The 12060-nt window shown below is 65.5% G+C and carries 11 protein-coding genes; 3 read left to right on the top strand and 8 right to left on the bottom strand.

Features of this window, described 5'->3' with window-relative positions:
• Positions 1–4: 4 nt before the first annotated feature.
• On the top strand, positions 5–886 hold the full coding sequence (locus tag EN869_RS06510; protein WP_127225447.1) for a LysR family transcriptional regulator: 882 nt from the start codon (positions 5–7) through the stop codon (positions 884–886).
• On the opposite strand, the gene EN869_RS06515 is transcribed toward EN869_RS06510, so the two are convergent.
• Positions 883–1458, bottom strand: a complete 576-nt coding sequence (locus tag EN869_RS06515) for a hypothetical protein (protein WP_127225448.1) — start codon at positions 1456–1458, stop codon at positions 883–885. The genes EN869_RS06510 and EN869_RS06515 overlap by 4 nt on opposite strands.
• Before the next feature lie 144 nt (positions 1459–1602).
• On the opposite strand from EN869_RS06515, the gene EN869_RS06520 reads away from it, so the two are divergent.
• Both EN869_RS06520 and EN869_RS06525 read left to right on the top strand, forming a co-directional pair.
• Positions 1603–2043 carry a hypothetical protein gene (locus tag EN869_RS06520; RefSeq protein ID WP_127225449.1) on the top strand — a complete coding sequence of 147 codons (441 nt, stop codon included), beginning with the start codon at positions 1603–1605 and terminating at the stop codon, positions 2041–2043.
• A complete protein-coding gene (locus EN869_RS06525; protein ID WP_127225450.1) occupies positions 2040–4205 on the top strand; it encodes a phosphatidylserine/phosphatidylglycerophosphate/cardiolipin synthase family protein in 2166 nt (721 codons plus the stop codon). Before EN869_RS06520 ends, EN869_RS06525 begins: the two co-directional genes overlap by 4 nt.
• A 28-nt stretch (positions 4206–4233) precedes the next feature.
• Here EN869_RS06525 and EN869_RS06530 read toward each other — a convergent pair whose 3' ends face one another.
• The 7 genes from EN869_RS06530 to rlmH form a co-directional block, all read right to left on the bottom strand.
• The gene (locus EN869_RS06530) at positions 4234–5496 is read right to left on the bottom strand and encodes a D-amino acid dehydrogenase (protein ID WP_127225451.1); all 1263 of its coding nucleotides are present in this window, start codon (positions 5494–5496) and stop codon (positions 4234–4236) included.
• An 87-nt stretch (positions 5497–5583) separates the two neighbouring features.
• Entirely contained in the window at positions 5584–6735 is a 1152-nt protein-coding gene (alr, locus tag EN869_RS06535) for an alanine racemase (protein ID WP_127225452.1), read from the bottom strand.
• Positions 6736–6810: 75 nt separating this feature from the next.
• A complete protein-coding gene (locus tag EN869_RS06540) occupies positions 6811–7326 on the bottom strand; it encodes an RNA pyrophosphohydrolase (RefSeq protein WP_127225453.1) in 516 nt (171 codons plus the stop codon).
• A 51-nt stretch (positions 7327–7377) separates the two neighbouring features.
• A complete protein-coding gene (locus EN869_RS06545; RefSeq protein WP_127225454.1) occupies positions 7378–8571 on the bottom strand; it encodes a divergent polysaccharide deacetylase family protein in 1194 nt (397 codons plus the stop codon).
• 193 nt (positions 8572–8764) lie between these two features.
• Complete coding sequence (locus tag EN869_RS06550) at positions 8765–10096, bottom strand: S41 family peptidase (protein ID WP_167498458.1); 1332 nt, start codon at positions 10094–10096, stop codon at positions 8765–8767.
• A 1-nt stretch (position 10097) separates the two neighbouring features.
• Entirely contained in the window at positions 10098–11432 is a 1335-nt protein-coding gene (locus EN869_RS06555; protein ID WP_127225455.1) for a murein hydrolase activator EnvC, read from the bottom strand.
• Between the two features lie 144 nt (positions 11433–11576).
• Positions 11577–12059 (bottom strand): 23S rRNA (pseudouridine(1915)-N(3))-methyltransferase RlmH, encoded by a 483-nt coding sequence (gene rlmH, locus EN869_RS06560; protein ID WP_127225456.1) that lies wholly within the window; start codon positions 12057–12059, stop codon positions 11577–11579.
• Position 12060: the final 1 nt, after the last annotated feature.

A 12060-nucleotide genomic window follows, 5' to 3' on the forward strand; every position in this document is an offset into this window, starting at 1 on the left:
TCCAATGAACTGGGATGACGTCCGCATCTTTCTCGCCGTGGCGCGCGCCGGCCAGATCCTGGGTGCCGCCAAACGTCTGGAGCTCAACCACGCCACTGTCTCGCGCCGCATCGCCGCGCTTGAGGAAGCGCTGCGCACAAAGCTCTTCCGCCGCCTGACCACTGGCAGCGAGCTGACACCGGCCGGCGAGCGCTTCCTCGACATCGCCGAGCGCATGGAAGGCGACATGATCGCCGCGCGTTCGACCATCGCCGGCGAGGGCGACGACGTGTCAGGCACCGTGCGCATCGGCGCGCCCGACGGCTTTGGCGTCGCTTTCCTGGCGAAGCGGCTGGGCGAACTGACCGTCTTGCACCGCGAGCTCACCATCCAGCTGGCGCCGGTGCCGCGCTCCTTCTCTTTGTCCAGGCGCGAAGCCGACATCGCGATCACCGTCGAGCGGCCGACCGAAGGCCGGCTGGTGGCCGGCAAGCTGGTCGACTATACGCTCGGCCTCTTCGCGTCTCGCGCGTATGCCGAGGCCAACGGCCTGCCGAAAGCGCCGGCAGATCTCGGCCGGCACACGCTGATCGGCTACGTGCCGGACCTCATCGTCAGCCCCTCGCTCGATTATGCCGCCGAGTTCAGTCCGGACTGGCGCACCAGCTTCGCCATCTCTTCGGCGCTTGGCCAGGCCGAGGCGGTGCGCTCCGGTGCTGGCATCGGCATCCTGCACACTTTCGTCGCCCGCTCGATGCCGGAACTGGTGCCGGTCGACATCGTTGCACCGATCCGCCGCGCCTATTGGCTGGTCTATCATGAATCGGTGCGGCCGCTGCGCCGCGTCCAGCTTGTCGCCAACTTCATCACCAAGGCGGTGGAGCGGGAACGCGGTCTTTTCGTCTAATCCGCGTCGAGCACGAACGAATTCACCACCTTCCCGGCTTCGTCCGCCAGAGGCGCCCATTTGCGCGCGGCCTCCTCGGCGCTGTCGGCCGAGACCCCGCAGTCGACGAAGCCATAATGCGAGCGGCGCAGCGTCAATGCGATGCGGGAATGGCCGTAGAAGCGGACATTCTCATCGGCATAGTGGAAATCCATGTCGGTTATCCGCACCGGATAGCCGTCCGGAAAATGCGCCAGCCTGTCCAGGCTGAAGCTGGCCTTGTCATAGGCGGAGGCCATCAGTTTCTGCCAGTCGCTGATCGACCAGTCCTTCTCCATGAAGACCCTGCGGTCGGGGGGATTGTCCGGGGCGGTCGGATCGTACGAATTTTCCGACACACGGCAGGTGAGCCCTCCGTCACCGGATTTGACCTTGAGCCGTATGGTATTGTCGAAGTTGGTTTCGCTCGTCCACGCCTCCGGATAGGTCAGCGAAGAGACGTGCTCCTTGTCGTGAACGGTCTTGTCAGCGGCAAATGCAGCCGTGGCTGAGATCAGGCATGCCGCCGCCGTGGCCAGACGATAAAGCCGCATTCGCATATTCTCCCCAAGCGCTGTCAATCATAGCACAGCGGCGCGGCGTGCCGCCTTGCACTTGCCACAAAGTCGGCGAGTGTGGCACCAGCGTTTCGCCGCGCGTATGGCCGGCGAGGGGAATATCGGATCACCGGCGGAAACATGCGAGCCGTTCTTGCCATTCTGCCGCTGCTCTTCCTGTCCGACTGCGCCAATCCCTGGGCCAAGGTTCCGGAAGCGGAGCTGCCGAAGCCGATACGCTATGTCATGGCGCGCCCCTCGCCTTTCGTCATCGGCAATTATTGCGGCCCCGGCACGCGCACCGGCGACCTGTCGGCCAGGCCGATCGACCGTCTCGACGCCGCCTGCCGGGTCCATGACGCCTGCTACATTGCCCGCCACAACCACTGCGACTGCGACGGCGCGCTCGTCGCTTCCGCCAGGAAGATTCGCGACGACAGGACGGCGCCGCGCAAGATGCGCAACGAGGCTGAATTGCTGATCGCCACCTTCGCATTTCCCGTCTGCAGGATCTTTCCTCAAGGCTTCCTGCCGCCGCGCGGCCCGGCGGAGCTCAAGGCCATGAACGGGACGACCGGATGAGCGTCAGGTCGGCCGTCACCAGGGCGTTGCTTGGACTGGCGCTGGCGACGCTGGCCAGTTGCGCCGGCATGCCCGGACATTCGGCCTGCGCTTTCTTTTCGGGCGACGCCGCCTGCGGCCGACTGCCCATCTCGGCCGACAGCGGCGGCACAGAGATCGCCGCGGCCGGTTATTTCGCAAGCGACGGCAACAGCGCCTACGAGAGAGAATTCCAGGCGCTGCTCGCCCAAAGCCGCCTCGATGCGCTCGACCGCGCCAACGGCACCGGCCGCTTCGGCCGCGACTGGCGCGACGTCCAGAACAGCGGCTTCCACGCCGCCTATCCGGCGCTGCAACAGCTGGTGAAACCGCTCGACAAGACCGAGGTGGCGCCGGTGCAGGGCCAGCCCGGTGAAGGCCATTTCACCGGACGCTGGCGCATGTCGCGACAGACGCTCTATCTCGATGCCGCCGCGCGGCCTTCGGCGCCCAAGACCTTCAGCTTCTCCGGCCTGCAGGCGCGTTCGGTCCAGATCGTGCTGCGCCAAGCCGGGCAGCAGCCTGTCGACATCGGCGGCTCCTGTGACGGCCCGCTCGCGATCCGCGCGTCCGGCCGATCCACCACGGTCGCAAGGGCTTCACCGTTTCATTTGAGCCTGCCGGTCGCCGACACGTCCTCCGTCAGCCTGTTTCCTGACGAGACCCTCAGCCGCTGCGATTTGCGCATCAGCTCTTCCCAGGCGCCTGCTGGCGCGCCGCTGACCTTGCTGCGCGAGGAGGCTGCCGATCCATGGATCGCGGGGCTCGACAGCCGCTATGACCGCTGCCCGGTGCCCGACCCGGCGGGACTGGAAGAACTCGACCGCGTTTTTTATGCCAGCCGCTGGCTGTCCCAGACCTGCGCGCTGCCGCTGGGGTCGCCGACCCTGCTGCGCAAATCGCGCGAGGGCTTCAACGCCAAGGTCGAAGCCCTGCTTGGCAAGACGCTGCCGGACAGCGCCCTCGACAAGGCCGATCCCGAACTGCCGCTCGATTTCTCCAACGCGCCCAAACTCAGGCTGATCTATCTGTCGTCGCTGGAGTTCAAGGCGGATTTCTCCGGCCGCGTCATGGAGCGGCTGATCCGCCATCACGCCGCACTTGGCACCAAGGTGCGCATCCTGGTGACCGACGTGCTGGAGCGCGAGAAGGACGACGCCATGCTGCACCGGCTGGCCTCCGAATTCCCCAATGTCGAATTGCAGGAATATCGCTGGCAGGCCGATCAGGGCGCGCCATTCGACGAGCAGATCTCACAGCTGCACAAGACCCACCACGTCAAGATGCTGGCGACGCTGGCCGAGGAGCCTGGCCGCTCGCGCGTCATCATCGGCGGCCGCAACATCCATGACGGCTTTCTGTTCCACCGGCCGGTCGACCTGACCCGCTATCCGGACCTCCAGCAATACGGCAAGACCGACGGCTTCTCGCTGAACTACTATTCCAACTGGAGCGATTTCGACATCGAGATCGCCGACCAGACGACCGTCGAGACGCTGGCCGCGCATCTGTCGACCATCTGGCTGCGCGACGCCAACACCAATCTGTCGCGGCCGTTTTCCATTCCGGTTCGTTCCGGCGGAAGCCCGCGGTGCGTGGCGCGGCATTTCATTTCCGTGCCTTATGAGGACGGGCATGCGCTGGAGGCCTATTTCGTCGAGCTGATCGACACCGCCGAGCATCGCATCGAGATCGTCAATCCCTACCTCAACCTGACGCCCGACATTGCGAGCGCCTTCGACCGAGCGCTGGCCAGGGGCGTGAAGATCGATGTCGTCGGCCGCATCGACCTCAAGGGCGATATCGGTGGCCGCTTCCTCACCGCGCTCAACAAGCTGTTCGTCGAGAGATATGGCGATCGCATCAACATCCGTGAGTTCAAGGCGCCGGATGTCGTGCTGCACTCCAAGATCATGATGATCGACGAAAGGCTGGTCGCCATCTCCTCGGTCAACCTCAACAACCGCAGCTTCTTCCATGACTCGGAGAACGGCTTCGTGGTGCTCGATTCGGCCTTCTACCGCCGCATGAAGCCGGTCTATGACGATTACCTCGCCCATTCGCGCCCGGTCTCCGCCAATGTCACGATCGGCTGGGCCTACCGGCTGCTGTTCAGCGACAAATCGGTCCGGGAGGCGTTCTGAATACGATACGCCTGAAGCTCGAGAATCATTAGATCGGTTTCAGGTATCGCTCTGGGCTCAGGTCGCGCGCGTTCACCTCGGGCACCCGGTTCGACATGATGTCGGCGAGCACCTTGGCCGAGCCGCAGGCCATGGTCCAGCCGAGCGTGCCATGGCCGGTGTTGAGGTAGAGATTGGCAACCTCGCTTTGCCCGATCAAGGGCGGTCCGTCCGGTGTCATTGGCCGCAAGCCGCACCAGAAGCTCGCCGCCTTGAGATCGCCACCGCCTGGAAAGAGGTCGCCGACCGAATGTTCGAGCGTGCGGCGGCGCGATTCGTGCAGGCGAAGATCATAGCCTGAAATCTCCGCGGTACCGCCGACGCGGATGCGGTTGCCGAGCCGGGTGATCGCCACCTTGTAGGTCTCGTCCATGACGGTCGACACCGGTGCGGCCTCGGCGTTGGTGATCGGCACGGTGATCGAATAGCCCTTCACCGGATAGACCGGAATTGGCCGCCCCAGCGAGCGCATGAATTGCGGCGAATAGCTGCCCATGGCCATCACGAAGGCGTCCGCGGTCTTCCATCCGCTGTCCGTCAGCACATTGGTGAGGCGATTGCGGTTCCTGACGATGCGCCGGATGGTCGAGCCGTATTCGAAGGTCACGCCGCGCGCCACGCAGAGTTCGGCGAGCTTGTCGGTGAACATCTTGCAGTCGCCGGTCTCGTCGCCGGGAAGCCTGAGCCCGCCGACAAATTTCTCGCGCACCGCGGCAAGCGCCGGCTCGGCGCCGATGCAGCCGTCGCGGTCGAGGATCTCGTAGGGCACGCCGTATTTCTTCAACACCTCGACGTCGCCGCCGGTGCCGTCGAGCTGCTTCTGCTTGCGGAAGAGCTGCAGCGTGCCTTTGGTCCGTTCGTCGTAGGTGATGCCGGTCGATTCACGCAGCGCCTTCAGCGTGTCGCGGCTGTATTCGGCAAGCGGAACCATGCGCGACTTGTTGAGCGCGTAGCGCTCGGCCGTGCAGTTGCGCAGCATCTTGAGCAGCCACGTCCACATATTCGGGTCGAAGGCCGGCCGCACAACCAGCGGGCCGTATTTCATCAGCAGCCATTTGATGGCCTTGACCGGGATGCCGGGTCCGGCCCAGGGCGAGGCGTAGCCGGGCGACACTTCGCCGGCATTGGCGAAGCTGGTTTCGAGGGCGGGCCCGGGCTGGCGATCATAGACCGTGACCTCGTGGCCGGCCTCTGTGAGGAAGTAAGCAGTGGTGACCCCGATGACGCCGCCGCCCAGCACAATGACTTTCATTCTGTCTCCCTCAAAGGCCGGGCGCGCCGAAGCGCTTGGCTCTTCCATCTGTGTGCCGGATTTTGCGGCGCCCGCCAAGGGGCGAGGTCAGGCGCCGACGTAGCGGCGGTGAAAGCGCGCGCCGAGGCTGGTCAATATTTCGTAGCCGATGGTGCCGGCGTGGCCGGCCGCGTCGTCGACGCTTTGCGACGGGCCGATGAGCTCGACGAGATCGCCCTCGCCGAGCCGGCCTGCCGGAAGCGCCGAAATGTCGAGGATGATCGAATCCATCGACACGCGCCCGACGAAGGGCAGACGCGCGCCTTCGAACCAGGCGGCCGAAGCAGCGCGCCGGTGCCAGCCGTCGCCATAGCCTAGCGAAATGGTTGCCAGGCTGAGCGGCCCGCCCGCCTGATGGGCGTGGCCATAGCCGATGCCGGCGCCGGTGCCGACTTCCCGGATCTGGGCCACCTTGGCCTGCAGCCTTATCACCGGCAGCATCGGGTTGGGTTGGTCGGGCGTCGGATTGACGCCGTAGAGTGCTGCTCCCGGACGAGCCAAGTCATAGTGATAGGCCGGGCCGAGAAAGATGCCGGAAGAGTTGGCCAAGGAGGCAGGCGCCGCTGGCAGCATCTTGCGCAACCGTTCGAATTCGCGCCGCTGCTTCTCGTTTGCCGGCTGAAGCGGCTCGTCGGCGCGGGCGAGATGGCTCATCACGAAGCGGATGTCGATGCCATCGAAGGCGCCGGTCTCGCCCGCGACCGCCTCGACTTCCGCCGGCGCCATGCCGAGCCTGGCCATGCCGCTGTCGACCTGGATGGCGGCAGGCAGGCTGCGGCCCACGCCTCGCGCGGCCTGGCGCCAAGCCTTCAGCTGAACGGCGCTATTGATGACAGGGCAAAGTCCGGCCGCCACGGCTTCCGGTTCCGAACCCGGCGCCAGTCCGTTCAGCACGAAGATGTCCGGTCCGGGGCCGATCGCTTTGCGCAGCGCGATGCCCTCGCCGAGCAGCGCGACGAAGAAGATGTCGCAGCCCTCTTTCGCCAGCGCCGAGGCCACTTGCGCAGCACCAAGCCCATAGCCGTCGGCCTTGAGCACGCCGGCGCAGCGCACGCCTTTCAGCCGTACCTTCAGCCGGCGATAGTTTTCGCGGATGGCACCAAGGTCGATTGTCAAGATCGCGCCGGCGGCCGCCTCGCTAACAGGCGAACCGCTGCCTACGTCTTTTGCCGGAAACCCGCGTCCGGTGTCGTCGTTCATGGCGACCCCCGCTTGTTTATGTCGCCAATCAATACGGCCACGAGGCCGCCGCGACAACCGGCAGGGACTGGTTCGTCAGGGAGCCAGGTGCTGGAATGCCGCCACCACCTGCTCATAGACCTTGCGTTTGAATGGCACGATCAGTTCGGGCAGCTCGCGCATCGGCCGCCAGGCCCATTCATCGAATTCGGCGGTATGACCGCCGGGCGGCGGGTTGATCGCGATCTCGCTTTCGTCGCCCTCGAAACGGTAGGCGAACCATTTCTGCGTCTGGCCGCGATAGCGGCCCTTGAAGGCGACGCCGACCAGATGCGGCGGCAGATCATAGTTGATCCAATGCGGCGCCTCGGCAAGCAGCGTCACGCCGCGCATGCCGGTTTCCTCGTAGAGCTCACGCCCCGCGGCCTCGATCGGCTCCTCGCCTTTGTCGATGCCGCCTTGCGGCATCTGCCAGAGCTGCGTCGTGCCGGCAAACTCGCTGTCCGGCTCGGCGATGCGGTGGCCGACCCAGACCAGGCCTGCTCTGTTGAGGATCATCAGCCCGACGCAGGGACGGTAAGGCAGCGTTTCGGGATCGATCGTCTTGGCCATGTGTCAGTGTTCCAGCGGTCTTGAGGATTGACTGCGGCGAGAAGGGCAGCGTTAGCCCTTTTGCGGGTCGATGGCCACCGCCGAGATCGGCACGATCTCGATGCCGCGCTTCTTCGCTTCGGCGATCCAGGACGTCACCGTGTCGACGGTGATGTCGAAGGCCGAGCCGATGCCGACCGCGCTGCCCTTGGCGCGCGCCGTCGCTTCCAGGCTGTCCAGCTTCTTCAGGATCTCGCCGCGATCCTGCACCGCGTCGATCGCCGTGTCGCCGGCGACGAACGGCACGCCGTCCTTCAGCGCCAGGTCAGGCGCGACGCTGCGCGAGGATGAGCCGTCATCGACATAGGCAAGTCCGCGCTTGCCGAGCTCGGCCATGAACGGCTCCATCGCCGAGGCATCGGCCGAGAAGCGCGCGCCCATATAGTTCATGACCCCGGTATAGTTGGTCGTGCGCGACAGCGCCCAGTGCAGGCTTTTCAGATTCTCGTCAGGGCTGGCCGACACCGTCAGCGTGTTACGGCCGGGATTGACGTTCGGATAGTCGAACGGCTCGAGCGGCACCTGCATGACGATCTCATGCCCGCTCTGCCTCGCCGCCTGCATCCAGCGGCCGATGCTGTTGCCCTGCGGCGCGAACCCCAGCGTCACTTCGGCCGGCAGCTTGGTGATCGCGGCCTGCGTGCCGGTCTGCGAGACGGCGAGCCCGCCGATGACGATTGCCACCCGTGCGCCGCGCGCGCCCGACCATGGCCGCGCATAGACGTCGAAGGGCCGCCTGCCGTCGGCCGAGCGCACCGGCAGCGGACCCGTCTCGCTGGTCTCGATTAGCGCCCTGTCCGGGATGTGGGCGACCTTGAGGTTCTGGCCGAGCGTCGACGGATCGCGGATAACGATCGCCGCCTTCGGCGGACTGTCGCCCTCTTCGGTCTGGACATGGATGATCTGCGGCCCGCCGCTCTTCATCGGCGTGCTTGCCTGCGGCGCGGCGGCCGCAACCGGGCCAGGCGCCGGCGCTGGTGCCGCCGCAGCAGCAGGCGCCGCGGTCACCTTCGGTGTCGAGACGGCCACTTCTTGCGGCTTGCGGAACGGTTTTTCACGCAGCGCGATCGCGCCGGAGACGCCGATCACGCCAAGCACGGCCAGCACCGCGACGAGAGAGCCGGAACCGATGCCGCGCGAGGCAGGCCGCTTGGGCTGGAGCGACTGTCCGAGCGGGCGTTCAATGTCCTTGCCGATGTGAGCCAACTTATGTTCCCAGCACGCCGCTTGAAGTGAATGTCACGCTTTACGTGAAATCCTGCGCAATCCTCGGCGCGATACCCCAGACGCGTGGCGCCCCAAGCTTAGTCCCCGAATCAAACTGCCGGAACCTCGCGGTCCCGGCAGCATTGCACTGCTTCGCTCGGCCGGCCAGAGCTTTGCCCCGGCCGTGACGGCCTTACTGGTTCAGCACGGCCTTGTCCGGGTTCGGCGGGAAGGCCGGATCGGTCTTCTCGCCACGCAGCAGCTTCTCCGCGTAGATCAGCTGCAGGTCGTCCTTCGGATCCGGCGGCACATAGGCGGCCGAGCCCGAGCCGGTGGCGCTCTCATCGGCGCCCTTGATGTGGCCCTTGAGGTCGGATTCGCCGCGCGTCAGGTCACGGCCCTGCAGGTCCGGCGGCAGCGGCTGGTCGACCTTGATGTCGGGCGTGATGCCCTTGCCCTGGATCGATTTGCCCGAAGGCGTGTAATAGAGCGCGGTCGTCAGCCTCAGCGCGCCATTCTCGCCGAGCGGGATGATGGTCTGCACCGAGCCCTTGCCGAAGGACTGCGTGCCGACCACCGTGACGCGGCGCAGGTCCTGCAGCGCGCCGGCGACGATTTCCGAGGCGCTCGCCGAACCGCCATTGACCAGCACGATCATCGGCTTGCCGTTGATGTCGTCGACCTGCTTCGGCTTGGCGTCGAAGCGGGTGACGTCCTTCGGATCGCGGCCGCGGGTCGAGACGATCTCGCCGCGCTTGAGGAAGGCATCCGACACGCTGACCGCCTGGTCGAGCAGGCCGCCCGGATTGAGGCGCAGGTCGAGCACATAGCCCTTCAGCTTGTCGTTCGGCACCTGCTTCTTGATGTTCTCGATGGCGTTCTCGAGATCGTCATAGGTCTTTTCGGTAAAGGAGGTGATCTTCATGTAGCCGATGTCGTTCTCGACCCGGTACTTCACCGCCTTGACCTTGATGATGTCGCGCACCACCGTCAGCTCGATCGGCTTGTCGGCGCCCTGGCGCAGGATCGTGAGCTTGATCGGCGTGTTGACCGGGCCGCGCATCTTTTCGACCGCGTCGTTGAGGGTCAGGCCGCGAACCTCCTCGCCGTCGATCTTGGCGATGTAGTCGCCGGCAAGCACTCCCGCCTTGGCGGCCGGCGTGTCGTCGATCGGCGTGATCACCTTGACCAGGTCGTTCTCCATGGTGACCTCGATGCCGAGGCCGCCGAACTCGCCCTTGGTCTGCACGCGCATATCCTGCGCCTGCTCGGCATTCATGTAGGAGGAGTGCGGGTCGAGCGAGGACAACATGCCGTTGATGGCGTTCTCGACCAGCGACTTGTCGTCCGGCGGCGTCACATAGTTGGCGCGCACGCGCTCGAAGATGTCGCCGAAGATCGCCAGCTGCTTGTAGGTTTCCGAACCTGCAGCGTTCGCCGCCGAACCCGGTGCGCCGTAGACCAGGCTCATTGCCGATGCGCCCATCAGCGCGCCGGCAAACAGAAGCGACAGTTTCCGCATCATTTCACGTCCTTCCAGAGAATCGATTCGCCCACCATGGGGCCGGATCGACGGGTTTTCCATCCTTGCGGAACTCGACATAGAGTTCCGACGTCGAACTTTCATTCCGCGAGGCCGAGGTGCTTGCCACCCGGGCCTCTCCCATCGCGCCGATCGGCTCTCCTGCGAGCACCGACTGTCCGGTCGCGACGCTGATTCTGCTCATCCCAGCCAGAACGACATGATACCCGTCGCCCGCATTGAGGATCAAGAGTTGACCATAGGAGCGAAACGGCCCCGCATAAAGCACGTTTCCATCCGCCGGCGCGGTGACGATGGCCCCCGATTGTGTCGCAACCATGTCGCCCTGCATCGCCGCGCCACTGCCGTCGTCGGTGCCGAAACGCCGCTTGATCTTGCCGATGACCGGCAGCGCGATCTGGCCTTGCAGTGCCGAAAACGGCGCCGACCCCGTGAGGCGGTTGGCCTCCGGCACCGGCAACGCGGCGAGCTCGGTCGTCGAGGCCGTCGTGTCGCTGTCGGTCGATTTCCGTTCGCCGGCCTTGGCCTGGTCCTGCGCCTTGCGCGCCTTGTCGGCTTCGAGCGAGGCGATCAGGTCCTTGAGGCTGCTCGCTTTCGCGGCCAGTTCCTGCGAATGCCGTTGCTCGGCCGCGATCGCCGTTTGGGTATCGGCCTGCAGCTTCTTCTTGGCCTCGAGCAGCATGGTGAGCCGCTTCTTTTCCGCCGTCTGGTCGGTGACGGCGGCGGTGAGTCGTGCCCGTTCCGCCTCGATCGAGGCCGTCACGCGGGTCTGTTCCTTGAGATCGGCCATCAGCCGGTCGGTCTGCTGGCGCAGTTCCGGCACAACCGCGCCGAGAAGGATGGCGCTGCGCACCGACGACAGCGCATCCTCGGGCTTGACCAGGATCGCCGGCGGCGGATTGAGCCCCATGCGCTGCAGCGCGCCCAACACTTCGGCCAGCACGTCGCGCCGCGCCATGAGCGAGGCGCGCAGCTTGGTTTCCTCGGCCTTCAACCCTTCGAGCTTGGCGCCGATATCCTCGATGTCCTGGCCGAGCTTCTGTTCCGTCATCGCCGATTGGATGAGCGCCGCGGTGATCGAGGCATAATCCTTGCGCACCGAGGCGATTTCGGCGGCGAGCTTGGCCAGCCGTTCCGACGACAGCGTGATTTCCTTGGACACCTGCTCGTATTCGGCCCGGCTCTGATCCGGATCGGGCGCCAGGTCGAGCGAATTTTCGGCCGCCCGGACCGGCCCGAGCGCGATCGCGGCGGCGACAAGGGTCAAGCCGCAGCGGCTGCGCCAGGCGCGCATAATCGGGTACCAGCCCTCAGACATCAGGCCTCTAACCTATCCGCCGCTTCGTTAACGAACCATCAACCATGTTAGAAACGCCCTACTCCAGCAGTGATGTTCAGCCTTTGAGGCGAAAATCCGAGCCGGGATAAGCAATCCCCAGCTTTTGGAGATGGCAAGCGCCATTCACGAGCGATGATAGGGGTGCCCGGAGAGAATGGTCGCGACCCGATAAAGCTGCTCGCCCAGCATCACCCGCACCAACTGGTGCGGCCAGGTCAGCGCCCCGAAGGACAGCACAAGGTCAGCCTGCTCGCGCAACGATTTGTCATGGCCGTCGGCGCCGCCGATGGCGACGACCAGCGCCTTGCGGCCGCCGTCGCGCAACTGGCCGATGCGGGCGGCGAGATCCTCCGAGGAAGGCGACTTGCCGCGTTCGTCGAGCAGGACGAGGACAGCGCCCGCCTGCAACTGGGCCTGCAGCTTCTGGGCTTCCTCGCGGCGGCGCTCGTCGGCGCTCTGTCCGCGGCTTTCGGGGATTTCGACGATGCCGGCAAATTCCAGCCCGACCGCGGGCCCGCTCTTGGCGAAGCGCTCGAAATAGCGGTCGGCGAGTTCTCTCTCGGGGCCGGTCTTCATCCGGCCCACGGCATGAACGGTGATCTTCATC

The organism is Mesorhizobium sp. M2D.F.Ca.ET.226.01.1.1 (assembly GCF_004022705.2).
Classification (GTDB): domain Bacteria; phylum Pseudomonadota; class Alphaproteobacteria; order Rhizobiales; family Rhizobiaceae; genus Mesorhizobium.

Bases quoted from the DNA above. Each gene is read 5' to 3' on its own strand.
- EN869_RS06540 (WP_127225453.1), bottom strand. From the start codon at position 7,326: ATGGCCAAGACGATCGATCCCGAAACGCTGCCTTACCGTCCCTGCGTC.
- EN869_RS06530 (WP_127225451.1), bottom strand. From the start codon at position 5,496: ATGAAAGTCATTGTGCTGGGCGGCGGCGTCATCGGGGTCACCACTGCT.
- EN869_RS06525 (WP_127225450.1), top strand. From the start codon at position 2,040: ATGAGCGTCAGGTCGGCCGTCACCAGGGCGTTGCTTGGACTGGCGCTG.
- alr (WP_127225452.1), bottom strand. From the start codon at position 6,735: ATGAACGACGACACCGGACGCGGGTTTCCGGCAAAAGACGTAGGCAGC.
- rlmH (WP_127225456.1), bottom strand. From the start codon at position 12,059: ATGAAGATCACCGTTCATGCCGTGGGCCGGATGAAGACCGGCCCCGAG.
- EN869_RS06555 (WP_127225455.1), bottom strand. From the start codon at position 11,432: ATGTCTGAGGGCTGGTACCCGATTATGCGCGCCTGGCGCAGCCGCTGC.
- EN869_RS06520 (WP_127225449.1), top strand. From the start codon at position 1,603: ATGCGAGCCGTTCTTGCCATTCTGCCGCTGCTCTTCCTGTCCGACTGC.
- EN869_RS06515 (WP_127225448.1), bottom strand. From the start codon at position 1,458: ATGCGGCTTTATCGTCTGGCCACGGCGGCGGCATGCCTGATCTCAGCC.
- EN869_RS06550 (WP_167498458.1), bottom strand. From the start codon at position 10,096: ATGATGCGGAAACTGTCGCTTCTGTTTGCCGGCGCGCTGATGGGCGCA.
- EN869_RS06510 (WP_127225447.1), top strand. From the start codon at position 5: ATGAACTGGGATGACGTCCGCATCTTTCTCGCCGTGGCGCGCGCCGGC.